19 protein-coding genes and 3 pseudogenes are annotated in these 25,077 nt (G+C 54.9%); 7 read left to right on the plus strand and 15 right to left on the minus strand.

What is annotated here, in order from left to right; all coding sequences use genetic code 11:
- Positions 1 to 37: 37 nt before the first annotated feature.
- From K6K13_RS17035 to K6K13_RS17060, 6 genes and pseudogenes are all read right to left on the minus strand, one after another.
- Positions 38 to 688, minus strand: coding sequence for an RBBP9/YdeN family alpha/beta hydrolase (locus K6K13_RS17035; protein WP_222158039.1), 651 nt, complete (start codon positions 686 to 688; stop codon positions 38 to 40).
- A 201-nt stretch (positions 689 to 889) separates the two neighbouring features.
- A complete protein-coding gene (locus tag K6K13_RS17040; RefSeq protein ID WP_222158040.1) occupies positions 890 to 2,032 on the minus strand; it encodes a glycerate kinase in 1,143 nt (380 codons plus the stop codon).
- Positions 2,033 to 2,139: 107 nt separating this feature from the next.
- Positions 2,140 to 2,771 (minus strand): annotated as a pseudogene (locus K6K13_RS17045) (NAD-binding protein).
- 56 nt (positions 2,772 to 2,827) lie between these two features.
- Positions 2,828 to 3,607 (minus strand): annotated as a pseudogene (gene garL, locus K6K13_RS17050) (2-dehydro-3-deoxyglucarate aldolase).
- A 55-nt stretch (positions 3,608 to 3,662) separates the two neighbouring features.
- Positions 3,663 to 4,868, minus strand: a pseudogene (locus K6K13_RS17055) (enolase C-terminal domain-like protein).
- Positions 4,869 to 4,943: 75 nt separating this feature from the next.
- On the minus strand, positions 4,944 to 6,284 hold the full coding sequence (locus K6K13_RS17060; RefSeq protein ID WP_222161156.1) for an enolase C-terminal domain-like protein: 1,341 nt from the start codon (positions 6,282 to 6,284) through the stop codon (positions 4,944 to 4,946).
- Positions 6,285 to 6,578: 294 nt separating this feature from the next.
- Here K6K13_RS17060 and K6K13_RS17065 point away from each other — a divergent pair, with 294 nt between their 5' ends.
- Positions 6,579 to 6,815 carry a hypothetical protein gene (locus K6K13_RS17065; protein ID WP_222158041.1) on the plus strand — a complete coding sequence of 79 codons (237 nt, stop codon included), beginning with the start codon at positions 6,579 to 6,581 and terminating at the stop codon, positions 6,813 to 6,815.
- Here the strand turns inward: K6K13_RS17065 and K6K13_RS17070 are convergent.
- On the minus strand, positions 6,795 to 8,144 hold the full coding sequence (locus tag K6K13_RS17070; protein WP_222158042.1) for an MFS transporter: 1,350 nt from the start codon (positions 8,142 to 8,144) through the stop codon (positions 6,795 to 6,797). The genes K6K13_RS17065 and K6K13_RS17070 overlap by 21 nt on opposite strands.
- 561 nt (positions 8,145 to 8,705) lie before the next feature.
- Between K6K13_RS17070 and garD the strand changes: the two genes are divergently transcribed.
- The 3 genes from garD to K6K13_RS17085 all read left to right on the plus strand — a co-directional run bounded on the left by garD (position 8,706) and on the right by K6K13_RS17085 (position 12,940).
- A complete protein-coding gene (garD, locus tag K6K13_RS17075; protein WP_222158043.1) occupies positions 8,706 to 10,280 on the plus strand; it encodes a galactarate dehydratase in 1,575 nt (524 codons plus the stop codon).
- Between the two features lie 541 nt (positions 10,281 to 10,821).
- Positions 10,822 to 12,357, plus strand: a complete 1,536-nt coding sequence (locus tag K6K13_RS17080; protein ID WP_222158044.1) for a methyl-accepting chemotaxis protein — start codon at positions 10,822 to 10,824, stop codon at positions 12,355 to 12,357.
- Between the two features lie 235 nt (positions 12,358 to 12,592).
- The gene (locus K6K13_RS17085) at positions 12,593 to 12,940 is read left to right on the plus strand and encodes a FlxA-like family protein (protein ID WP_222158045.1); all 348 of its coding nucleotides are present in this window, start codon (positions 12,593 to 12,595) and stop codon (positions 12,938 to 12,940) included.
- A gap of 42 nt (positions 12,941 to 12,982) precedes the next feature.
- Here K6K13_RS17085 and K6K13_RS17090 read toward each other — a convergent pair whose 3' ends face one another.
- The 6 genes from K6K13_RS17090 to K6K13_RS17110 form a co-directional block, all read right to left on the minus strand.
- Positions 12,983 to 13,198 carry a DUF3820 family protein gene (locus K6K13_RS17090; RefSeq protein WP_222158046.1) on the minus strand — a complete coding sequence of 72 codons (216 nt, stop codon included), beginning with the start codon at positions 13,196 to 13,198 and terminating at the stop codon, positions 12,983 to 12,985.
- Positions 13,199 to 13,201: 3 nt separating this feature from the next.
- Entirely contained in the window at positions 13,202 to 15,232 is a 2,031-nt protein-coding gene (gene ligA, locus K6K13_RS17095; RefSeq protein WP_222158047.1) for an NAD-dependent DNA ligase LigA, read from the minus strand.
- A 25-nt stretch (positions 15,233 to 15,257) separates the two neighbouring features.
- Positions 15,258 to 16,691 (minus strand): bifunctional D-glycero-beta-D-manno-heptose-7-phosphate kinase/D-glycero-beta-D-manno-heptose 1-phosphate adenylyltransferase HldE, encoded by a 1,434-nt coding sequence (gene hldE / locus K6K13_RS17100; protein WP_222158048.1) that lies wholly within the window; start codon positions 16,689 to 16,691, stop codon positions 15,258 to 15,260.
- Positions 16,692 to 16,776: 85 nt separating this feature from the next.
- Complete coding sequence (glnE, locus tag K6K13_RS17105; protein WP_222158049.1) at positions 16,777 to 19,644, minus strand: bifunctional [glutamate--ammonia ligase]-adenylyl-L-tyrosine phosphorylase/[glutamate--ammonia-ligase] adenylyltransferase; 2,868 nt, start codon at positions 19,642 to 19,644, stop codon at positions 16,777 to 16,779.
- A 44-nt stretch (positions 19,645 to 19,688) separates the two neighbouring features.
- Positions 19,689 to 19,889 (minus strand): hypothetical protein, encoded by a 201-nt coding sequence (locus tag K6K13_RS23370; RefSeq protein ID WP_252120336.1) that lies wholly within the window; start codon positions 19,887 to 19,889, stop codon positions 19,689 to 19,691.
- Positions 19,879 to 20,274, minus strand: a complete 396-nt coding sequence (locus tag K6K13_RS17110) for a CYTH domain-containing protein (protein ID WP_252120337.1) — start codon at positions 20,272 to 20,274, stop codon at positions 19,879 to 19,881. Before K6K13_RS17110 ends, K6K13_RS23370 begins: the two co-directional genes overlap by 11 nt.
- A gap of 196 nt (positions 20,275 to 20,470) precedes the next feature.
- Here K6K13_RS17110 and K6K13_RS17115 point away from each other — a divergent pair, with 196 nt between their 5' ends.
- Both K6K13_RS17115 and K6K13_RS17120 read left to right on the plus strand, forming a co-directional pair.
- Complete coding sequence (locus K6K13_RS17115) at positions 20,471 to 21,091, plus strand: TIGR04211 family SH3 domain-containing protein (RefSeq protein ID WP_222158050.1); 621 nt, start codon at positions 20,471 to 20,473, stop codon at positions 21,089 to 21,091.
- A 226-nt stretch (positions 21,092 to 21,317) separates the two neighbouring features.
- A complete protein-coding gene (locus K6K13_RS17120; protein ID WP_222161157.1) occupies positions 21,318 to 22,559 on the plus strand; it encodes a multifunctional CCA addition/repair protein in 1,242 nt (413 codons plus the stop codon).
- A 5-nt stretch (positions 22,560 to 22,564) separates the two neighbouring features.
- On the opposite strand, the gene K6K13_RS17125 is transcribed toward K6K13_RS17120, so the two are convergent.
- Positions 22,565 to 23,320 carry an SAM-dependent methyltransferase gene (locus tag K6K13_RS17125; protein ID WP_222158051.1) on the minus strand — a complete coding sequence of 252 codons (756 nt, stop codon included), beginning with the start codon at positions 23,318 to 23,320 and terminating at the stop codon, positions 22,565 to 22,567.
- A gap of 111 nt (positions 23,321 to 23,431) precedes the next feature.
- Between K6K13_RS17125 and K6K13_RS17130 the strand changes: the two genes are divergently transcribed.
- Positions 23,432 to 24,160, plus strand: a complete 729-nt coding sequence (locus tag K6K13_RS17130) for a Crp/Fnr family transcriptional regulator (protein ID WP_222158052.1) — start codon at positions 23,432 to 23,434, stop codon at positions 24,158 to 24,160.
- Between the two features lies 1 nt (position 24,161).
- Here K6K13_RS17130 and bacA read toward each other — a convergent pair whose 3' ends face one another.
- Positions 24,162 to 24,980 carry an undecaprenyl-diphosphate phosphatase gene (gene bacA / locus K6K13_RS17135; protein ID WP_222158053.1) on the minus strand — a complete coding sequence of 273 codons (819 nt, stop codon included), beginning with the start codon at positions 24,978 to 24,980 and terminating at the stop codon, positions 24,162 to 24,164.
- Between the last annotated feature and the right edge of the window lie 97 nt (positions 24,981 to 25,077).

The raw sequence follows: 25,077 nt of genomic DNA on the forward strand, positions 1-25,077 counted from the left end.
GCGGTGTGGCGACCGGCGCTTTGCTGACGCTAGCGACTCACCGCCCTGATACGGCGATGGCCTTTTGTAGCTCGGCCAGCACCAGAGGGAATTCGGTGAAGCCGTCACTTGCCAGAAAGTGGTTACCCTGCTCAACCGTAATGAACCTGGCGTCGAGGGATTTCGCCAACGCCTGACTGAATCGGTAAGGAACCACCGCATCATCAGGCGCAGCAATGACAACGCGGGAGCTTGCCCTCTGCGCCAGTTTGCCATAATCAATATCAGGTTTTATGAAGCGGTCGAGCTGCGGAAGCGTCGGCAGACGCTCATTGAAACCGGAAACCAGAATATAGCCACCGATGGGCGCGTTGGTCAGGTGTTTCTCAAGAAATCTCAACAACGTAATGCTGCCCAGACTGTGCGCAACAAAATAGGTGCGGTTATCTAGCGATGTTACCTGTGTCTCGAGGGCTCGCTGCCACGCCTGCGGTTGGGGATCGTCAGGGGTGGGTAAATTAATGATCGATACCGTGGCTCCCGTTTTCTCCATCTCGCTTTTCAACCACGCGAACCAATGCTCTGACGGTGAAGCGCCGTAACCGTGAACAATGTAGAGGTGCGTAGTGGGTTGCTGTGTGTTTACCGGGGAGGCACAGCCCGACAAGGCGGCAGCCATCGAAAGGAGTAGTGCGACGAAGTTATTCATATACCCTCACTGAACGGACGGTAACGTCAGATATTGTCGATAGACCTGAATCTTAGTGCTTCGAGTCCAATAGCGCCGTGGGGGTTAGCGTCAGTGATAGCAAAATGAATGGATTTTGGATCTTTGATGGCGCGTCGCCCCCGGCACCGGCGCGGGGACGACGAAGAAAGGAGCCGCCAGAAAAAATCGGCAAAGAGAGCATTATTGGAGCGTTTGCGCCAGCTTGATGGTTGCCGCAACGTTACGTGCCGTCATGCGCACGTTGGCTGCCGCGTTGTCCAACGCTTCCTCCAGAGAACAGATGTTGTAAAGCACGCTGAATACTGCATCCAGGCCGTGTTGGTGCACCACGCCGACATCCGCTGTCAGGCTGCCTGCAATCCCGATCACCGGTTTGTTGTAACGCTTCGCCACACGCGCCACGCCAATCGGCACTTTACCGTGCACGGTCTGGCTATCGATACGCCCTTCACCGGTGATCACCAGCGATGCGTCCCGCACCAGCTCATCCAATCCCAGCGCTTCGGTGACAATCTCAATGCCCTGACGCAATTCCGCGCCGCAAAACGCCAATAACGCGGCGCCCATGCCACCGGCCGCCCCGGAGCCCGGCACCTGATCCACATCGATATCCAGGCTGTGACGGATCACTTCTGCGTACTGCTTGAGCGCATTGTCTAACTGCACAATCATCGCCGGCGTCGCGCCTTTTTGCGGTCCGAACACAGCAGAAGCCCCCAGCTTACCAGTCAGCGGGTTCGTCACATCGCACGCCACCTCAAAACGGCAGGTCTTGATACGATGATCCAGTTCGCTGACATCAACATGTTTAAGTGCATCCAGCGCGCCGCCGCCAAAACCGATCGATTCGCCTTGCGCATCCAGCAGTTTTGCCCCTAACGCCTGCGCCATGCCCGCGCCGCCGTCATTGGTGGCGCTGCCGCCGATACCGATAATGCAGTGTTTTACGCCATGGTCCAGGGCGCTACGAATCAGCTCTCCTGTGCCATAGCTGGTGGTCAGCAGCGGATTACGCTGCGCGGGAGGCACTCGCTCCAACCCGCTGGCCGCCGCCATTTCGATAAAAGCGGTTTTTTCATCACCCGACAGACCGAAAAAGGCGTCGATCTTGTCTCCCAACGGGCCGGTAACCTGAACCTCGACAATACGCCCTTGCGTGGCCGCCACCATGGCTTCAACCGTACCTTCGCCGCCATCCGCCACGGGCAGCTTGACGTAGCTGGCGTCAGGAAAAATTTCCCGAAAACCGGCTTCAATCTGTGTAGCTACTTCCTGTGCTGACAGGCTTTCTTTATAAGAATCCGGTGCGATAACTATTTTCATAAACGATCCGATTTCATAAACGATCCACCAGTATCAACGGGCCGCGGAGTCGTTACGGGTCAGTATGTCAGGTCGGTATCGAATAGTCGTCGTACCGACCTGTTGCCTTAGCGCGTCACTTCAACTTTGGCCAGCTTTTCGTAGTACCGTGCTAATGCACAGTGATCTGCCGTTCCCAGTTCGTCCGCTTTCAGCGCCTGCATCATTTCCATCACCGCCGCCGTTAACGGCAACTGCGCGCCAACGCCGTGTGACGTATCCAGCGCATTCGCCAGATCCTTGATGTGCAGATCGATACGGAAGCCCGGTTTGAAATTACGATCCATCACCATCGGGGCTTTGGCATCCAGCACCGTGCTGCCCGCCAACCCGCCGCGGATTGCCTGATAGACCAGATCCGGGTTTACGCCTGCTTTGGTTGCCAGCACCAGCGCTTCAGACATAGCGGCGATATTCAACGCCACGATCACCTGATTCGCCAGTTTGGTCACGTTGCCCGCACCGATGTCGCCGGTGTGTACCACCGAACCCGCCATCGCTTTCATCACGTCGTAACAGCGATCGAATACCGCCTTATCACCGCCCACCATCACGGACAGGGTACCGTCGATGGCTTTCGGCTCACTTCCGCTACCACTGCGCTGTTTCTGTCGGAAACCACCAATGAGTAACCTGCTTTAATCAGGTTTTTACTCATCGGTTTACCCATAATGCCCAGCCCAATAAAACCAATTTTCATTACGTTAACCCCGTAGTCCGATCGTTAAATGCGGTAATGGCCTGACTGGCCCGGATTTATTCAAATGACTTTTTGAATTTGTCACACAGTGCCGCTGTGGCACCGCGGAACACGCCCAGATCGCTGCCGACGGCAACAAAGCTGGCACCCCACTCCAGATAACGACGCGCATCCGCTTCAACCGGTGCCAAAATGCCGCTCGGTTTGCCGTGCGCGGCGGCACGCTCAAAAATATGACGGATGACTTTCTGCACTTCCGGGTGATTCGGTTGCCCCAGATAGCCCAGTGCCGCAGAGAGATCGCCCGGTCCAACAAAAATACCGTCCACACCGTCAACCGCCGCGATAGCATCCAGGTTGTCGACGCCTTCCTGGGTTTCGATCTGCACCAACACCGTGATGTTGTCGTTGATGGTGGCGAAATAGTTAGGTTCGGTACCGAACGCATTGCTGCGATGACCGACAGAGACACCGCGAATACCGGCAGGGGGATAACGTGTAGACGCCACTGCGCGCACCGCTTCTTCTTCGGTTTCCACAAACGGGATCAGGAAGTTATAGAAACCGATATCCAGCAGACGTTTGATGATGACGGGTTCATTGCAGGGCGGGCGCACCACCGGCGCGCTGTGGCTGCCTTTAAGCGCCATCAGCTGAGGAATAAAGGTGCTGATGTCGTTCGGTGCATGCTCTCAGTCCAGCACCAACCAGTCAAACCCGGCCAGTCCCAGCACTTCGGTAGAAATGGGGTTAGCCAACGCACACCAGCAACCGATCAGGTTTTTTCCCTCAGTCAACTCCTGGCGAAACTGATTTGGCAACAATGGCGTCTTCATGTTTTATCCTTACTCTTTATCGCGCCGCCCCGGATGAGGCGGCGTACAGCGTGAATTAACGAACCAGGCAGGGGCGTTTGTTATCGAACGTCCAGCCAGGAATGAGATACTGCATGCCAACCGCATCATCACGTGCGCCCAGCCCCATATTTTTGTACAGCTCGTGCGCTTTCATCACCTGATCCATATCAAGCTCAATGCCCAGACCCGGTTTCTTCGGCACTTCAACCATACCACCGACAATTTTCAGCGGCTCTTTGGTAATGCGTTGGTTGCCTTCCTGCCAAATCCAGTGCGTATCAAGCGCGGCAATTTTGCCCGGCGCCGCAGCACCAACGTGGGTAAACATGGCGAGCGACACGTCGAAATGGTTGTTGGAGTGTGAACCCCAGGTTAAGCCCCACTCGTGGCACATCTGCGCCACGCGCACCGAGCCCTGCATGGTCCAGAAGTGCGGGTCGGCCAGCGGGATATCGACCGATTGTAGCGAAATGGTGTGGCCCATCTGACGCCAGTCAGTGGCGATCATGTTGGTGGCGGTCGGCAAGCCCGTCGCACGACGGAACTCTGCCATCACTTCGCGGCCCGAGAATCCTTGTTCTGCGCCGCACGGATCTTCGGCATACGCCAGCACGCCGCCCTTCAGTTTGAAATCGTTAAAACCGTATTTTTCATAGGCGGCTTCTGCCAAACGCACTACCGATTCGGACGTCAGTGCCTCTTCATGACGCAGACGATACCAGTCGCATTTCTCATCCGGTTGGCTCTGATACGGCAGGTCCGTTTTGGTACGATCGCCGACATAGAACAGATAACCGAGCATTTCCACGGCGTCACGCTGTTGACCATCACCCAGCAGGGCAGCAACCGGCACGTTGAGGAACTGGCCCAGCAGGTCCAGCATCGCGGCTTAGATGCCCGTCACTACGTGGATGGTGGTACGCAGATCGAAGGTTTGCAGCCCACGCCCGGAGGCATCGCGATCGGCAAACTGGTTACGCACGGCATTCATCACGTTCTTATATTCGCCCAGCGTTTTACCGATCACCAACACCGATGCATCTTCCAGCGTTTGGCGAATTTTCTCGCCACCAGGGATTTCACCCACACCGGTATGACCTGAGTTATCTTTCAGAATCACGATATTACGTGTGAAGTAAGGCGCATGCGCCCCGCTCAGGTTCAACAGCATGCTGTCGTATCCCGCGACGGGAATGACTTGCATGTGGGTAATAACCGGTGTGGATTGTTGTAGGGTCATGTTGTTATCCTTTTAGTCTGTCTTTCGGTAGCTGTCGTTATGACGCTTGCTTTACTAAAGCGTTTGCCTGCCCGTTTATTGACGACCGAAAACGGGACGCTTGCGATCGAATGTCCAGCCGGGAATCAGGTACTGCATGGCCGCGGCGTCATTACGCGCGCCGCTGGGCAGTTTTTTGTGTAACTCATGGGCCTTCATCACTTGCGCCATGTCCAGCTCAACCCCCAACCCCGGACGATCGGGTACGGCAATCTTGCCGTTGACGATCTGTAACGGTTCTTTGGTCAGGTGCTGCCCTTCCTGCCAGATCCAGTGGGTATCAATCGCAGTAGGATTGCCCGGCGCCGCCGCGCCCACATGGGTGAACATGGCCAGTGACACATCAAAATGGTTATTGGAGTGGCAGCCCCAGGTCAGGCCCCAGTCGTTGCACAGTTGTGCGACGCGCACCGCGCCGTGCATGGTCCAAAAATGTGGGTCCGCCAACGGGATATCGACGGATTGCAACATCACGGCATGGTTCATTTCACGCCAGTTGGTAGCGATCATATTGGTTGCCACCGGCAGGCCCGTGGCACGACGGAACTCCGCCATGACCTCACGACCCGAGAAGCCTTGTTCTGCCCCACAGGGGTCTTCGGCATAGGTCAGAATGCCGTTCATGCCTTTGCACAAACGGATGGCCTCATCCAGCAACCAGGCCCCGTTGGGATCGACGGTGATGCGGGCATCCGGAAAACGTTTCTTCAACGCTTTCACCGATTCAATCTCTTGTTCGCCCGGCAGTACCCCACCTTTCAGTTTGAAATCTTTGAAACCGTAACGATCGGCAGAGGCTTCAGCCAACCGCACGACGGCGTCGCTGTCCATGGCTGCCTGATGACGCAGGTGATACCACTCGTGCTTGCCGGTTTCCCCCGGCAGATACGGCAGATCCGTTTTGGTGCGATCGCCGATGTAAAACAGGTAGCCCAGCACCGTGACTTCATCACGCTGTTTGCCCGGCCCGAGCAGTTCGGCAACCGGTACGCCCAGGAACTGGCCCTGTAAATCCAGCAACGCGGCTTCCAGCGCCGCCACGGCGTTAACCCGCAGTTCAAACGTCCAGGCCCCTTTGCCGAAGGCGTCAAAATCGGAGGATTGGTTACCGGTATGCACGTCATGCACCAGACGGTTCATTCGCGCAATCTGTTCACCTTTCACACGGGGGATCGCATCGACCAGCGTGCGATAAATCACCTCGCCACCCGGGGCTTCGCCCACACCGGTGTGGCCTGCGCTGTCGGTTAACACCACCAGATTGCGCGTGAAGTAGGCGCCGTGTGCACCGCCAATGTTCAACAGCATACTGTCATAGCCGGCAACCGGGATAACCTTCATGTCGGTAATGACCGGGGTACTCTGGGTATTATTTATCATCGTATATTCCAGCCGAGGTCAGTGTCAGCGCGGAAGAGACAGATTCTTACTACAGGGCAACGTATCTCCGCGTACCTTCGTTGCTCTACTGCATCAAATTATAATGACTGACATGCGCTGGCTCATTGGGCGAGTGCACAACATTTTGTCTCAGGATAATGATTAAATGGTAACTCGGCACAACGTATTGCGAAGTCATTCACGAAATTAGCGTTTATGTGAAGTGGAAATGAAAAATGGCACGCAGCCGATGATCAACGCGCATAAAAAATAGCGCGAGTGAATATATCAATGGCTGCCATCGTTATTATTTCATTTTTTCTAAAACAAAAAACAGTGAAACCAGAGGAAACAAAAGCGAGGCGTGAAAATAACAAAAATGATAACAGGAATAGGGGAATGTACATGACCCTGCCGAGCATACGACGCGTGATAAAAGTGCGGGGAGTGGGCATTGCGCCTGAACGGGTACAGGTCAGGCGTTATCCGCCTGACCTGTTGATGCTATTACCCTTTGAAAGGTTTTAATTCGATACGTTTGATATCTTGTACAATAAACAGGTAGCTGATAATAGCCACTGCCGCATGGATACCCACATAAATCAAGCCAGCGTTAAAGGAACCGGTCATGCCAATAATATAGCCAATGGCAATCGGGGTAACGATACCGGAAATATTACCAAACATATTAAACAGACCGCCGCTCAAACCGCTGATCTCTTTCGGTGCCGTATCCGCCATCACTGCCCAACCCAGCGCACCGATGCCTTTACCGAAGAACGCCAACGCCATCACCGCGATAACCACCCATTCCGTCGACACGTAGTTACAGATAACCATCGACATAGAGAGCAACATCCCCAATACGATAGGCGTTTTACGCGCCAGCGTCAGGTTTTGGGTACGACGCATCAGGTAGTCGGAAATCACACCGCCTAATACCCCGCCGATGAAACCACAAATGGCTGGCACCGAGGCAACAAAACCGGCTTTGAGGATGGACATGCCCCTGGCCTGTACCAAATACACTGGGAACCAGGTGATAAAGAAGTAGGTCAATGCGTTAATGCAGTATTGGCCGAGATAGACCCCCATCATCATACGCGAAGTCAGCAACTGTTTGATCTGGAACCACTTCTCTTTACCTGGCACTTTAGCTTTGTTGGCCGCCGCATCCATATTGATCAGCGCACCACCGGCTTCGATGTAATCCAGTTCGGCCTGATTCATACTGGGGTGATCTTTCGGATCGTGGATCACTTTCAGCCACAGGAAGCTTATCAGAATACCGAAACCGCCCATGAACCAGAACACGTGCGCCCAGCCCACCGCATGCACCAGCCAGCCCATAATGGGGGCGAAGATCACGGTTGCAAAGTACTGCGCAGAGTTAAAGATCGCCACGGCAGTGCCACGCTCTTGCGCCGGGAACCAGGCAGCAACGATACGACTGTTACCGGGGAAAGAGGGCGATTCGCACAGACCAACCATAAAGCGCAGTGCAAACAAGGACACCACGATGGCCGAGCCCTGGAACAAGTCAACAAAGCCTTGCAGCAAGGTGAACAATGACCAGGTGAAAATACTCCAGAAGTAAACGCGTTTGGAACCAAAACGGTCAAGCAGCCAACAGCCCGGGATCTGGCCGATCACATAGGCCCAAGAGAATGCAGAGAAAATATACCCCATCCCCACGGCGTCCAGGCCAATTTCCTTTGACATGGCGGAGCCAGCAATCGAGATGGTGGCGCGGTCGCCATAGTTAAATGACGTGACTATAAATAACATCACGACAATCCAGTAGCGGGCGTTTGTTCTCTTTTGTATAGCGCCAGCTGCTGAGCTTACTGTATTCATGATGAACTCCTGCTGTCGATCACGGTTAGTTCATTCATTCTCAATAACACATTCCTGGAAACAGAATGCCGTAGGGTTATCAGAATGAAAGTGTGGTAAATCACTAATTGTTTAGCTATTAAGCTTTATATTGCGAACGCTTCAGTGTTGTCACTTTGAAATAGTTACCCGAATCATTCACTCGCCAGAAGATTATAAATTCCGTCAATTGCGGGCTCACTAGCGAAAGGCACAACATTGAAAATCGATTTTTAAATATGTTGGTGCAGTTGCCCTATCGACTGGGAGGTATTTCACGAAAATCAGCGATTCGCGCGGTGCGTCACATCGCTGATAACCCCCTCGCGCCCCCCCGATAACCCACACCGGGCGATGTGTGATAGCACTCACCTCTCATTGTCCTAACGCCACAGAAAAAACGGGATTAACAGCAAAAAATAGGTCACTTGCATAATGCACCCACAGAGTCTGGGCTTTATACTCGTCCACGAGCAATGAAGAATTAGCCGACAACGATAGTAACGAACGTTATTTTACAGATCGAGAATAAAGGCTTACATCATGTCAGAAAAAAAAGTGACAGATTCCACACTGGAAAAACCGCTTTATATTAAAGTCCACGAATCCGATAATGTTGCTATTGTCGTCAATAATAATGGATTGCGTGCTGGCACCCGTTTTTCGGACGGGCTTGAATTAATTGAACATGTCCCTCAAGGGCATAAAGTTGCGCTGAGTGACATTAATGTCGCAGAGGCCATTATTCGTTACGGCGAAATTATTGGTTATGCGGTAAGACCGATTGCCCGTGGCAGTTGGATCGATGAGTCTCTGGTTGAATTACCGGATGCGCCACCGCTGGACACCCTGCCGCTGGCAACCAAAGTGCCCGCGCCGTTACCCCCGCTGGAAGGCTATACCTTCGAAGGCTATCGCAATCCAGACGGCAGCGTGGGCAGCAAAAACCTGCTCGGTATTACTACCAGCGTGCACTGTGTTGCAGGCGTGGTGGATTACGTGGTGAAACTGATCGAACGCGATCTGCTGCCCCGTTATCCGAATGTCGATGGCGTGGTGGCGCTGAACCACCTCTACGGCTGCGGCGTTGCTATTAACGCGCCTGCTGCCGTGGTTCCCATTCGTACCATTCACAACCTGGCATTGAACCCCAATTTTGGTGGAGAAGTGCTGGTTGTCGGCCTGGGTTGTGAAAAACTGCAACCTGAACGCCTGCTGGAAGGTACCCCTGATGTACACGCCATCTCGCTGGACGACACTAGCATTGTGCGTTTGCAAGATGAGCACCATGTGGGGTTCCAATCGATGGTCGATGACATTCTCACCATGGCGGATCGCCACCTGCAACGTCTTAACCTACGCCGTCGCGAAACCTGCCCGGCTTCTGAGTTGGTGGTAGGGATGCAATGCGGGGGCAGCGATGCTTTCTCCGGGGTGACGGCCAACCCGGCAGTGGGGTATGCCTCAGATTTGCTGGTGCGCTGCGGCGCAACCGTGATGTTCTCGGAGGTCACCGAAGTGCGTGATGCCATCCATCTTCTCACGCCGCGCGCCGCGACCGAAGAAGTGGGTCGCCGCCTGCTCGAAGAGATGGCCTGGTATGACAACTATCTGGATACCGGAAAAACCGATCGCAGCGCTAACCCGTCTCCCGGCAATAAAAAGGGTGGGCTGGCGAACGTGGTAGAAAAGGCGCTCGGCTCGATTGCCAAATCAGGCCAAAGCGCCATTTCCGAAGTGCTCTCTCCGGGGCAGCGTCCGACCAAACGTGGGTTGATTTATGCGGCAACGCCCGCCAGCGATTTTGTGTGTGGCACCCAGCAGTTAGCCTCGGGGATTACCGTACAGGTCTTCACTACCGGTCGCGGCACCCCTTATGGTCTGTTAGCCGTGCCCGTGATCAAAATGGCGACCCGCACCGCATTAGCAGAAAGATGGCACGATTTGATGGACATCAATGCTGGCACAATTGCCACCGGCGATGCCACCATCGAACAGGTAGGCTGGGAGCTGTTCCATTTTATCCTTGATATTGCCAGCGGAAGGAAGAAAACCTGGTCAGATCAATGGGGCCTGCATAACGCACTGGCGGTATTCAACCCTGCGCCTGTAACTTGATAAATAAACCTTTTTTATATTTCGCCAGCCAACGTCTCGTTGGCTGGCGTTTATTTTTTTATTCTATTACCGATTAATATTTTCTGTTTATCCCGTAACCCTTTGTTGGGATTATAAGATTTTTCCCACGAATAACGCCCCTCATTTTATTTACAAATTTGAACAAACTTGCAAACCGCAGTAACAATTGAGCGTTTCATTCCATCCTGTAGTTTCACATGAAATTATTATAACTGGATGTTTTAACTCATTATATTCACTGGGTTTTATATTTTAAAAAGTGCTATTTAAAAACGAATTAATTGACAGCATCCTTAGCAACATCATAAATTTACACGCTCTGATGTCTGCGTGTTCAAATTCGAACGCGGGATTGTTGCACCCCGTGCCCACAGTGACGTGGCAAACGTCATCAGTGTGAAGTTATTACATTTTTATGCTCATTAGAGCAGTGACATAAATTAATAACCTTTAATTTTGCATGCCTTTAACCGGGCATGAATTTATTAACACCGCACCATAATTGCACCAGGGGTTACAAATGAGGGTCAATACGCCTGTTACGCAACAGGAGTATCTGTTGGACGTGGACACAACCTTGATGTCCACCACCGATACTCAAAGTTACATTACCTACGCCAACTCCGCTTTCATCCGCGTCAGCGGCTACGCCGAAGATGAACTTATCACTCAGCCCCACAACGTGGTGCGCCATCCTGATATGCCCGTCGAAGCGTTTGCAGATATGTGGTACACCCTGCAACAAGGTGATAGCTGGACAGGGCTGGTAAAAAATCGACGTAAAAATGGCGACCATTACTGGGTCCGCGCCAACGTCACGCCGGTTTATCATAACGATCAGTTGAGCGGCTATATTTCCGTGCGCAATACGCCGAGTGCGGAAGAGATCAAATTTGTCGAACCCCTGTACGAAGCCGTACAACAAAAACAGGCAGGCAGCCGCGCTTTCTATAAAGGATTGGTGGTTCGCACCGGGTTATTTGCACCGCTTTCTGTGCTGCAAAAAATCTCCGTGCGCTGGCGTATCCGTTGTCCGCTGTTTATCGCTGCGCTGGCCCCCGTTCTGCTTACCTATTTCGGCCTCGATCCGGTCTGGTCAGCTCTGGCAGCGGTCATCCTGTTTCTTTTGCTGGATACCTTTTTGCAAAGCCAAATCAGTCGCCCGCTGAAAACCATGCAAAAACACGCACAGAGCGTGGTTTCAGGACGCAAAACGTCACATGTTCACTTTAACCGTGTGGATGAGATAGGCTTGCTGATGCGCTCCATCAACCAGTTTGGCCTGAATCTCCACTCGTTGGTGGATGACGTCGGCGCTCAGGTGCAAGGCATGACTGACGTGAGTCAGCGTCTGACGGAGAACAATACGTCGCTCAATGCCCGTACTGAAGAAACCTCAGCCAACCTGCAACAAACTGCCGCCGCCATCGAAGAAATCACCGTTGCGGTACAGCAAAGTTCTGAAACCGCGATTCAGGCCACCAGCACGGCGGAAGCCGCCAGCCAGACGGCGCAAAAAGGTGGAGATATCATGGGGGAGACCATTGGTATGATGGAATCCATCTCCAAGGCGAGCGATAAGATCGTCGATATTATCGGCGTGATCGATAGCATTGCGTTTCAAACCAACATCCTCGCACTCAACGCTGCGGTAGAAGCCGCCAGAGCGGGTTTGCAAGGGCGCGGTTTTGCCGTGGTCGCTGCTGAAGTACGTAACCTGGCCCAGCACTCGGCCTCTGCCGCCAAAGAGATTAAAACGCTGATCGACGCCAACGTCGCAAGCGTGGAGTCAGGCGGTAAAATGGTGGAAAATGCGGGTAAACACATCGCGGATATCGTCAGCGAAGTGCTGCAAGTCTCGACCATGATCAAAGAGATCAGCAACGCCACACAAGAGCAGACGCAGGCATTGGGATTGATTAACCAATCCATCGCCCAAATCGAGATCATGACCCAAAGCAATACCGAAATGGTGGTGCAATCAACCGATACGGCTGAAAGTTTAAACCGGCAGGCTCAACGACTCACGAGTGCCATCAACGTGTATGGCAGTTGATTAACCCCCCTTTCAACGCACGATACGGCTGGGAATAAGGATAATTCCCTCGCCGTGTGCCCCGCGAAATTTCCTCTGTTTTCTCCTCGCATTGGCAAATGACACATATTGTTACATCTACTGTAAGAAACCTGATTCTATCGTTCTGTATCCCAACAAAATCCCTGTCAAGCGAGAGGGAATAAACGTCGATACTCTATAAGCACAACCAGTGCCGTAATGAAAAGGAGAAAAAATGACCAGCATCAGCGCAGTGACGTCTTCTTCAGGCAGCAGCGCGAGCTCAGGGACCAGCAATGAGCAGCAAATTGCTCGTCTTAATCAGCAGATTAAAACGCTAACGCAACAGAACAAATCGCTCACCTCCTCTCTGGAGAAAGCCACCACGGATGAAGAAAAGGCCAGTATTCAGGAGCAACAGCAGTTAATTCAGGCGCAGATTCAAGCGCTTCAGGCCCAAATCGCCCGGTTGCAGAACGAGTCATCGGAGAGTAAACAGCAGCAGGCGGCATCCACGTCTACTGCACAAGAGGAAGGCGTTAACAAGCCAACTGAAGAGAATAAAATTAACATCTACGTGTAGCCGTTGAGTCACACGCGCAGCACCGCAAACGCGGTGCTGCTTCTAACGCTGCTTGAGCGGCGTCACCAACCCTTGCAGCCCTTCTATCTTGATGGTCAGCGTCAGTTGCATCAAATCACCCAGTCGCCCTTTGGGAAATGAATCCTTGCGGGCAAACCACAGCAAATACTCCTCGGGCAAATCGATCAGCACACGACCCTGATACTTGCCAAACGGCATCTGCTGGGTAGCGATGGCGATCAAATCCTCTTTTTCCATCGATTAGGCTCCGAGCAGGCGGATCATCTCGGCTTCATCAATCACCGGGATGTTCAGTTCTTGTGCTTTGGCCAACTTGGAGCCCGCCGCTTCCCCTGCAATCACCATATCGGTTTTCTTGGACACGCTGCCGCTCACTTTCGCACCCAGTGCCGTCAGGCGATCCTTGGCTTCATCACGGGATAGCTGGCTCAACGAACCGGTCAGCACAATGGTCTTGCCGGCAAACGGGTTATCCAGCGTGGCGACATCCACCCTTTCGATTTCCGGCCAATGGATATTGATGCCTTCAGGATCGATAAGCTCGCGAATCACTTGCTGATTGTGCGCTTCTTGCAGGAAATGGCGCACGTGCTTCGCCACGATAGGCCCCACATCCGCCACTTCCAGCAGCGCATCTTCATCCGCCGCCAGCAGGTTATCCAGCGTGGCAAAATGCTGCGCCAGGTTGCTTGCGGTCGCTTCGCCCACGTCACGGATACCCAGCGCAAACAAGAAGCGGGCAAAGGTGGTGAATTTGGCTTTTTCCAGCGCATTGACCAGATTCTGCGCCGATTTCGGTCCCATACGATCAAGCCCGGTCAGGATACCTGCGGTAAGGGTAAACAGGTCGGCAGGGGTTTTAACGTACTCTTTTTCCACCAGTTGATCGATAACCTTGTCGCCCATGCCTTCCACGTCCAGCGCACGGCGCGAGACAAAGTGTTTTAACGCTTCCTTACGCTGTGCGCCGCAGATCAACCCGCCAGTACAACGCGTCACGGCCTCACCCTCAATGCGCTCCACCTCGGAACCGCATACCGGACACTGTTCCGGAAAATCGATAGCACGGGCATCCGCAGGGCGCTCCGCTTCCACTACGCCAACGATCTGCGGAATGACATCGCCTGCGCGACGCACGATAACGCGATCGCCTATCTGTATGCCGAGACGTTCAATTTCATCGCGATTGTGCAAGGTGGCATTGCTCACCATCACGCCCGCAACGGCAACCGGCTCGAGGCGTGCCACCGGCGTAATAGCCCCGGTGCGGCCTACCTGAAAATCAACGCCGTGCAGCCAGGTCAGCTGTTCCTGCGCCGGGAATTTAAAGGCCACTGCCCAGCGCGGCGCGCGCGCCACAAACCCGAGTCGCTCTTGCAATGCCAGGTCGTCAACTTTGACCACCACGCCGTCTATATCGAAGCCGAGCGTAGCGCGTTCCTGCTCCACCTGCCGATAAAATGCCAGCACATCTGCACTGCCAGTACATAAACGAATACGATCGCTGACCGGCAATCCCCAGGCTTTAAACTGCTTCAGGCGCGCCAAATGGCTGGCTGGCAAGGTGCCGCCTTCCAACAGACCAACGCCGTAGCAAAAAAAGGTCAGGGGGCGTTTGGCCGTAATACGCGGATCAAGCTGGCGTAACGACCCCGCCGCCGCATTGCGCGGATTGGCAAATATCTTGCCACCGGTACGTCGCGCGTCGTCATTCATCTTTTCAAAGCCACGGTGCTTCATAAACACTTCGCCGCGCACTTCCACGCGCGCAGGAATGTTATCCCCCTGCAAGCGCAGCGGAATGGCACCGATGGTGCGGATATTGGCGGTAATGTTTTCCCCCGTCGAGCCATCGCCGCGCGTAGCGGCCTGCACTAACAGACCGTTTTCATACAGCAGGCTTACCGCCAAACCATCGAGCTTCAGCTCACAGCAGAAGGTCAGTTCTTCACCGCTTTTCAAGCGATCCTGCACGCGTTTGTAGAACGCCAGATAGCTTTCATCATCAAACACGTTATCCAGCGACAGCATCGGCACTTCATGGCGCACGGACTCAAACGCCGACAGGGGTGCCGCACCAACGCGCTGGGTGGGCGAATCCGGCGTGATCAGTTCAGGATGCTCCGCTTCGATCGCCTTAAGCTCATTCATCAGGCGGTCATATTCCACGTCAGGAATTTCAGGCGCATCTTCAACGTGATATTTATATTCGTGGTGACGCAATTGCGCGTGCAGCTCAGCCACACGCGATGTCAGATGTTCAACTGTCACTGGAGGTTACCCGTACTCTTTTGGTTTATCGCGGCGTATTCGCTTTGATGGCATTAATAATGTTAGTGGTAGAACAGCCATCTTCAAAGTTCAGCACCTGTACGTCACCGCCGTTGGCCCACACCTCTTTACTGCCTGCGATATCTTCCGGCTTGTAGTCACCGCCTTTGACCAGAATATCCGGCAGAATGCCAGCAATCAGGCGCTGCGGCGTGTCTTCTTCAAACGGTACCACCCAGTCCACCGCGCCGAGAGCGCTTAACACCGCCATACGTTGTGCCAGAGCATTGACCGGACGCGTAGGGCCCTTTAAGCGGCTGGTGGAATCATCGCTGTTCACCGCTACAATCAAGCGATCGCCCAGCTTGCGCGCGTTCGCCAGATAAGAAACGTGACCGGCGTGCAAAATATCGAACACCCCGTTGGTCATAACAATTTTTTCACCGCGCAGACGCGCCTGCGCCACGGCCGCTTTCAGTTGCGCTTCATCCATCGCGCCAAAACAGCTGTCAGCGCGACCGCGAATGGCATTTTCCAGTTCGATAGGCGTGACGGTCGAGGTTCCCAGCTTGCCCACCACCACACCGGCTGCGGCGTTCGCTAAGAAACAGGCATCTTCCAGTGAGTTTCCCGCCGCCAGTGCTGCTGCCAATACGCCAATCACGGTATCGCCCGCGCCGGTCACATCGTAGACTTCCTGCGCCTGTGTCGGCAGATTCAGCGGCGCTTTGCCCGGCTGAAGCAGCGTCATGCCCTGCTCGGAACGGGTGATCAGCAGAGCGGACAGGTCAAAATCGGCAATCATTTTCTCACCGCGCGCGACCAGCTCCTCTTCGGTTTTGCTGCGCCCGGCAACCGCTTCGAACTCAGACAGGTTCGGGGTCAGCAAGGTGGCACCGCGATAGCGAGCGAAATCGGTCCCTTTCGGATCAATCAGCACCGGCACCCCCGCCGCATTGGCGGTTTGGATCATCGCCTGCACATGCGCCAGAGCACCTTTCGCGTAGTCTGACAGCACCAATGCGCCGATTTTCGGCAGCGCCTGCGCGATGCGCTCCAACATAGGCTGCGGATCAACCCCGTCAAAACCTTCTTCAAAATCCAGGCGAATCAACTGCTGGTTGCGCGACAACACGCGCAGCTTGGTGATAGTGGGGTGCGTCGGGACGGAAACAAAATCGCACTTGACGTTCACATCGCTCAGTTTGGCGCTCAGCGCACGCGCAGCGTCATCGATGCCCGTCAGCCCGACCAGGCGGGAGTTGGCACCCAGCGCCGCAATGTTCATGGCCACGTTGGCTGCACCGCCGGGACGTTCTTCAATGGTATCGACTGTGACGACCGGCACAGGCGCTTCTGGCGAAATACGGCTGGTAGGACCGTACCAGTAGCGATCCAGCATCACATCCCCTACCACCAGCACGCCAGCCTGACGAAAATCAGGTAATGAAACTTTCATGCACCCACTCCAAGATGTTTTTTGTCATACAGTTGGCCGCGATAATAGCACAGCCTCCGCAGCCCTTCGAAACAACATTCTTTGCCTACTGCGCCCCGGCCCCCAGCCATTTTTCCCAGCTGGTTTTCACCTGTTGGCGCTCGGTCAAAAAGCGTTCAGCATTGACACGTGCCGACTGTTCCTGCAACGCCAAATGATGCAACTCATCGCGCAGGGTGATGTAAGCGAGCGTCAGCGCCCGCGCTTCGTCCTCGTCCATCACGCCACATTGGGCCATCAGTTCCAGAATGCGCACGTTATCAGACCAGCGCGTCAGGCGCGGTTCCTGTGCCGCATAACGCAGCACCAGATATTGCACGATAAATTCGATATCGGTGATACCGCCCTCATCGGTTTTGAGATCGAACAGCGCAGGGTCTTTATTGGCCAGATGCTGGCGCATTTTCTCGCGCATTTCGCGCACTTGTGCACGCAGCGTCTCAGGCTCGCGTTCCTGACATAAAATCTGACGCCGTATCGCCTCAAACTGCGACTGCACGCCTTGCTCACCGTAGACCATGCGCGCACGCACCAGCGCCTGATGTTCCCAGGTCCAGGCTTCATGTTGTTGATAGTCGCCAAAAGCCCCGACGGTACTGACCAGCATTCCCGCCGCCCCGGACGGGCGCAGGCGGGCATCGACCTCGTAAAGGATGCCCGATGAGGTACGCGTGCTGAACAGGTGCATCACACGCTGCGCCAGACGGAGATAGAACTGGCGACCATCAATACTGCGCTCACCGTCGGTTACTACTTCATCCGGGCAGTCCAGCAGGAACACCAGATCGAGATCCGAACTGTAGCCCAGTTCCCAGCCGCCCAGCTTGCCATAACCAATTACCGCAAAGCCGCGTCCTTCGCGCTGTTGCAGGTGTGTCGGTTGCCCATAGCGCGCCGCCATTTGCGTCCAGGCCTGCTGCACTACGGCCGAGATAATGGCTTCCGCCAGATAGGTTAAGTGATCGCTCACTTTCATTACCGGTAGCACGCCCGCGATGTCACCTGCGGCAATGCGCAACTGCTGCGCCTGTTTGAACTGCCGCACCGCTTCCAGTTGCTGCTCTTCATCGTCCTCAGGCACGCGCATCAGGTATTGGCGCAGTTCATCGTGATAGGCTTCCGGTGCCAGCGGATGATAGAGCGTCGCCGGATCGAGCAGTTCATCCAACAGCAGCGGATAACGCGCCAACTGACTTGCCACCATCGGCGAGGCTGCGCACAGTCGCACCAGTTGAATCAACGCCGGGCGCGATTCCAGCAGCAGTTCCAGATAGGTGGTGCGCGTCACGATACCGAGCAATAACGGCGTCAGGCGCGGCAAAATAAGCTCAGCCTGCTGGTGAGCACACACTTCGGCCAGCAGCAGTGGCATAAGGTGATCGAGCACGTCACGCCCGCGGGGACCAATGGTGCGTTTGACCAAATCATGACGAAAATCGGTGATGGCGCGCAGCAATGCGTTACGTGCGTCTTCGCTGAGGTGGGGCATCAACGCCCCCATATCCACTTCGTCGGGCGCATCCAGCCATACGCTGTTGTAACCGCTGCACTCCGGCGCATCCTGCCCGTCTTGCGCATCATCGCCAATCAGGTCATTAAACACCCGGCGCACCGCCAGCATATGGTTTTGTAAGGCGTCATTCAACGCCTCCCAGCCGTCAAACCCCATGCCCCACGCCAGACGCTGCTGATTCAACGCCTCTTGCGGCAGAGTTTGCGTCTGCTCATCAGCAATCGCCTGCAACAGGTTTTCCAGCCGCCGCAAAAACAGATAGGCATTGCTCAGTTCGTCCACTTGCTGCGGCGAGAGCAGGCCCAGGCTACCGGTGTGCTGCAACGTCGGCAGCAGTTCCCGGCCTTGTAACCCCGGTTCACGTCCACCGCGAATCAGTTGAAAAACCTGGGTGATAAACTCAATTTCGCGAATACCGCCTGCGCCCAGCTTGATGTTGTTACGCAGATCGCGCCGCCGTACTTCACGGGCAATCATGCCCTTCATGTTACGCAGCGATTGGATCACACTGAAATCGATATAGCGGCGGAACACAAACGGACGCAACAGCGCGCGCAGTTCCTGACTGTAGGCATCCTCCATACCGCCCATCAGACGCGCTTTCACCATCGCGTAGCGTTCCCAATCGCGCCCCTGCTCCTGATAATACTCTTCCATCGCAGCAAAGCTGAGCACCAACGGACCGCTATCACCAAACGGGCGTAAACGCATATCGACACGGTAGACAAAGCCGTCCACCGTCATCTGATCCAGCGCTTTAATCAGGCGCTGCCCCAGTCGGGTAAAGAATTGCGCATTATCCAATTCGCGCCGTCCCCCGCGGGTTTGGCCGTTTTCCGGATAGACGAAAATCAGGTCGATATCAGAGGAGAAATTCAGTTCTCCACCCCCCAGTTTGCCCATGCCCAATATCAGCAATGGCTGCGGCTCCCCTTGCGCATTACTCGGCGTGCCCCACTCGCGGCAGCAGGCGTCATACAGCCAGCCGCGCGCCGCCACAATCAGTGTCTCAGCCAATTCGCTGAGTTGACGCAACGTTTGCGGCGTAGTGCTGGTGGCAAGTGATTGCGACCAGGCAATACGCACCAGCATCCGACGGCGAAACTCACGCAGCACGCGCATCAGCGCCGCCTCATCGCTTACCGCTTCCAGCGCCTGCGCCAACCAGATCCCGTAGTGCTGCCACTCCTCCGGCTGAGGTGGCTGCTGATGCAATGTCTCCCACCACTCGGGATAGCGCGCCAGCGCCTCACTGACAAAGTCACTGGAGGCCAGCACCGCCAGATCCTCGGGTGCGATGGACGCAGGGAGCGTCATGCTCTCTTGCAAGCGGGATAACACACGCTGCGCCTGCTCCGCCAGCAGCGGCGGCAACGCAGTGGAGAATGGCGAATTCGACATGGCAACTCCCTGAGAATCCCGGCGCGCCGGGGAACAATAATACGTTACACGCTGGCGCTGCTTAACCAGTACGGCGTTTGATCTACTGCCTGGCGGCGCGCACTTTCCACCACGCTGTCCACGCCCGAAGCGGGAAGGTGTTTGATAGCGTGCTCTACTGCACGCCACTGCGCGATAAAGGACTCGACGGCAGCTTCTGGATAGGCACTGGAGAGCAGCAGGAACGCATTGATGTTACGTTGCAAACGCGCCAACTGTTGTTGATAGTGATCCGCATCCAGCGGGTGACTGAATACGGAGCGCAATTCCGCCCCACTCCGCCAGTTCTTGCGACAGTGCCAGCAAATCATCGGTTTGCCCGGCTTTCAGTTCCATCTCCAATTCCAGAATAGGCTCGCTCAATTCACCGGCAGCCACCTCTCCCTGATCGAAAGCAATTTCAATCAAGCTTTGGTGATAAGCGATAACCCATTGCTCACGCTGAAAATGAGTGCTAAACAGCGGATGTAGCGCCTGCGCAAGCGCGTCGACATCGCACTCTGGCGGCCAGACGTCTGCGGGTAGCAAGCGGATATCCAAAGTGGCATTCGCCAGCGGCACATTGTATTCAGGATGCTGACAGCCATTCATCAGCGACGAAAAATAGGGATGTTTGCTATATTACACCACCTTACCCCTAACATCTGCGGTAGAAAAACACCGAACGGGTGGCAATAACAGGTCACGCGGCGTGGGTAATAGGAGTGTTCTCATTTCGGTTTACCCATTGCCTCGTCAGACTTATGCCTCTACTATCACCCAACCATTCGCGCAACATGATGAAATTATGAAGAAATTAGGCCTCGTTTGTTTCACCTTTGTCAGCCTCACACTGAGTTGGGCGAGTCATGCAGAAGATAAACGCTACATCTCCGATGAGCTGTCGACCTATATTCATACCGGCCCTGGCACCCAATATCGAATCATTGGCACGCTCAATGCGGGTGAGGAAGTCACCGTACTCAGCGTGAATGAAAATGCCGGCTATGCCCAAATTCGCGATAGCAAAGATCGCACCAGTTGGTTGCCGCTCAATCAACTGAGCCAAACGCCGAGCCTGCGCCTGCGCGTGCCGGAACTGGAAAAGCAGGTTTCCGATCTCACCGCGCGATTAGGCAATATCGATCAGGAATGGAACCAGCGTACCGCCGATATGCAGCAAAAAGTGTCTGCCAGCGACAATATCATCACCGCGCTGCGTAACGAAAATCAGGATTTAAAAAATCAGCTGATTGTCGCGCAAAAGAAGGTCGATGCAGCCAATGTGCAACTGGATGACAAGCAACGGGAAATCATTTTGCAATGGTTCCTGTACGGCGGCGGCGTGGCGGGTATCGGCTTGCTGATCGGTTTGCTGCTACCGCACCTGATACCCAGCAGAAAGAAAAACGATCGCTGGATGCGTTGAGGCGTAGGCCACATAACGCATCACATTGGCCTGCAGCATAGATTGCGGCAGGCCGATAGGTATGTAACTATTAACCTTATGTTAACGTCGTGTTTCCACCATCCTCGACGCAGGCAGAGGATCTCTTGCCAAAGGCATGCATTTGACCGGTAAGCGATCCCCGTCGACGCAGGAATGGTTGGATGAGTAAAGAATGTCAGTCATCTTTGACGGCCTGGAGTTTGTATTGAAGAGTTATCTGGTTGGCGGCGCAGTGCGGGACTCCTTACTCGATCTTCCGGTGTCAGAGCGTGACTGGGTAGTGGTGGGGGCCACGCCGGGACAAATGTTAGCGCTTGGCTACCAGCAGGTCGGGCGGGATTTCCCCGTCTTTTTGCACCCGGAAAGCAAAGAAGAGTATGCGCTGACGCGTACTGAACGCAAATCCGGAAACGGCTACACCGGCTTTATTTGCCATGCGGCACCCGATGTTACGCTGGAAGCGGATCTGCTGCGGCGCGATCTGACCATCAACGCCATCGCCCAAACCGCAGAGGGTGAGCTGGTTGATCCCTACCACGGTCGGTACGATCTGCAACAGCGTTTGCTGCGCCACGTTTCTCCGGCCTTTCAGGAAGATCCGCTACGCGTACTGCGCGTGGCGCGCTTTGCCGCGCGTTTTGCCCATCTCGGTTTTCACATCGCGGAGGAAACGCTGGCGCTGATGCAATTTATGACGCGCGAGGGCGAGTTGGCTTTTCTGACGCCCGAACGGGTGTGGAAAGAGACGGAAAAGGCGCTGGCAACCCGCTCACCTCACGTCTATTTTCAGGTACTGCGCGACTGCGGTGCGCTGGCGGTGCTGTTTCCTGAAATCGACAATCTGTACGGCGTACCCGCCCCGGCACAGTGGCACCCAGAAATCGACAGCGGCGTTCACACGCTGATGACACTGATGATTGCCGCTCGCCTCACCCCCGAGATTGATGTGCGTTTTGCCACGCTGTGCCACGATGTGGGAAAAGCGCTGACGCCGCCGGCGCTCTGGCCGCGCCACCACGGACACGGCCCGGCGGGGGTGAAACTGGTGGAGCAACTGTGCCAGCGCTTGCACGTGCCTAATGCGCTGCGCGACCTGGCTAAGCTGGTGGCGGAATATCATGACCTGGCGCATACCGTAACGGTTTTGCAGCCCAAAACGTTGATGAAACTGTTTGATGCGCTGGACGTATGGCGCAAGCCGGAACGACTGGAGAAGCTGGTGCTCACCAGTGAAGCGGATGCCCGTGGCCGCACCGGTTTCGAGGAATCGCCCTATCCGCAAGGCGACTACCTGCGCGAGGCATTTACCGTTGCCAGTGCGGTCACCAGTAGCGCCGTCGTGGCCGACGGTTTTCAGGGTATTGGCGTGCGCGATGAGCTGCACCAGCGACGTATTGCTGCGCTTACCGCGTGGAAAGCGCAGAAAATTCCCGCCTCAACCCTGTAAGCCGCTTATTTAGTACTACAAACCGCAATATAGTTAAGCTGGTGCCGGTAGCGGCGGAAAGTGCGAAACAGCTGAAGGAAGGTTGCGCGGTTTTCCGCCTTCAACGCATTGCGCACAATCTTTGCCGCGCCGCCCCAGCCTTCATCGTAAATCATGCCAGACGGCGTCATCAACGTCATTGCCCCTTGGGCGTTCTCCACCTGGCTGAAACCGCTGTCAAGAAACAGGCTGCGCCATCCCGCCAGCGTTAACGGCTGAACGTTGACATTGATGGCCGCGCGCATCTGCGCCGTGACGTCATCCGACGCCTGCGGCAACAGCATAATGTCATGGGTCAGCAGCCGCCCTCCGGGTTTTAGCACGCGCAAGTATTCCTGAATCAGTGGACGCTTGGCTTTGTCGGCGTACATGGTGAGCATCGCTTCGTTAATCACCACATCGAAGTGATTATCGGGAAACGGTAACGCCAATGCGTTCGCTTCCATCACCGTCACCCGCCCCTCAACACCCGCAGCCAGAATGTTGTGCCGTGCTTGCTGTAATGCCACCTTGTCCATATCCACCCCGACGATGGCGCATCCGTAACGCTGCGCCATCTCAATGGCGGTGGTGCCCATATTGCACGCCACCTCCAGAACACGGGTCGATGGCGTCAACGCGCCCTGCTGTATCAACCACTCGGTAGCCGCACGCCCACCCGGGCGCAGGCGTTTTTTTCCCAACCGCGCCAGAAATTTATGTCCCGCCAGTTTCTCTGACATGCTTGCATCCTCTTCGCGATTACCGTGCTCAGGTGCTTGCCGAAAACAAGCAAATGATTATTATTTCTTTTTGATTGCCACACACTGTAGAACCCCGTGAGTGAGACGCCAATGACGTTTGTCAAAATACCCCTACCGACAGAGGAACATTGCGAGGTGCTGTTTTCCCATCAGTGGCTACGCAACGAGCCTGAAAACGTGGTGCTCGCCTTACAGCGAGCATGCTGTCGTATCCGCTTTCAGGCAGGGGAAACGCTGTTTCGCGAAGGGGATAAGATGCGTTACTGTCCGCTGGTGGAACAGGGTGAACTACAGGCGTTTCGTCACACCTATCAGGGGGATGACAAGGTCTTCGGGCAGTTTGTACGCGGCGAATGGGTAGCACTCGCCGCCGTGTTTATGGAGCACGGCCGCTTCCCGATGAACATTCGGGCACTCAGCGCAGGACAAGCAATGTTGATCCCACGGGAGACACTGCACCAATTTTGTCTGCAACGCCCGACGCTGGCGCTGCAACTGCTGGGCAACCTCAGTCAAAAGCTTTACGCCACCATCAACCAGATCGACTGGCTCACCTCCAGTTTGGCGGGGGAACGGCTGGCGGATTACCTGCTGCGCCTGCACCGCTCCCAGCAAGACACCCAGCCAAACGCGCAGGTTCGGCTACCGCTCAATCGCGGACAGTTGGCCACACAGTTGGGTATTCGCCCAGAGACCTTGAGCCGTCTGATGGCGGAGTGGCAGCGGCAGGGTTACATCACCTGCCGTGCCAGTTACATCACGTTATGCCATCTGGACTACCTGCGCGCGCTGGCCGCGCAGGCACAGCGCCCCTTCTGAGTTAGAAGAATACCAGATAGACGACGCCCGCCACGAAGAAGCGGTAAATCGCAAACGGGACAAACGAAATGCGTTTGATCAGTTTCAGGAAGGTTTTGATAGCGACCAGCGCAACCAGAAACGCGGTGATAAAGCCCACGGCGAACATCGGTACATCGGCCAGCGACAGAAAATGCCAGCTTTTATACAGGTCCAGCACCGTTGCGCCCATCATCATCGGCACCGCCAAAATAAAGGAGAACTCAGAGGCGGCGTAGCGGCTGACGCCCATCAGCATCCCGCCGGAAATGGTCGCGCCCGAACGGGAGAACCCCGGCCACAGCGCCAGACATTGAAAACAGCCAATCATAAATGCCTGGCGATAAGTGATATCATCCAGCCCGTTGGCACGCGGCGTCTTCGGCTTCAGCCACTCTGCGGCCAGCAGCAGGAAACCACCAACAATCAGAGCAAACATCACATTCTGCGGTGTAAACAGTGATTTGATGGTGCTGTGAAACACCAGCCCCAACACCACCGCCGGGATCATCGCCAGCAGAATATGCCCCAGCTTCAGACGATCTTTACCGCGCCCTTCATGAGGAACGGCACCAAAATGGATACCGATCAGCCCAAACAGACGACGCCAAAACATCACAACGACCGCCAAAATAGAGCCCAGTTGGATAATGACTTCAAAGGTTTTCGCCTTCTCATCATCAAACCCCAACCAACTGCCAACGATAATCATGTGCCCCGTCGATGACACGGGCAAAAACTCCGTCAACCCTTCAACAACCCCAAGAATAAATGCCACCACCAACGTGTGGAGATCTGCCATGCTCGCGCCCTGCCTTTCCGAACCGAAATAAAAGAAGCACCCATAAAAAAAGTGGCTACGCTGTCCGCGTGCGCCACTTTAAACACCACCACAATAG

Origin of the sequence: Symbiopectobacterium purcellii (assembly GCF_019797845.1) — a bacterium.
GTDB lineage: Bacteria > Pseudomonadota > Gammaproteobacteria > Enterobacterales > Enterobacteriaceae > Symbiopectobacterium > Symbiopectobacterium purcellii.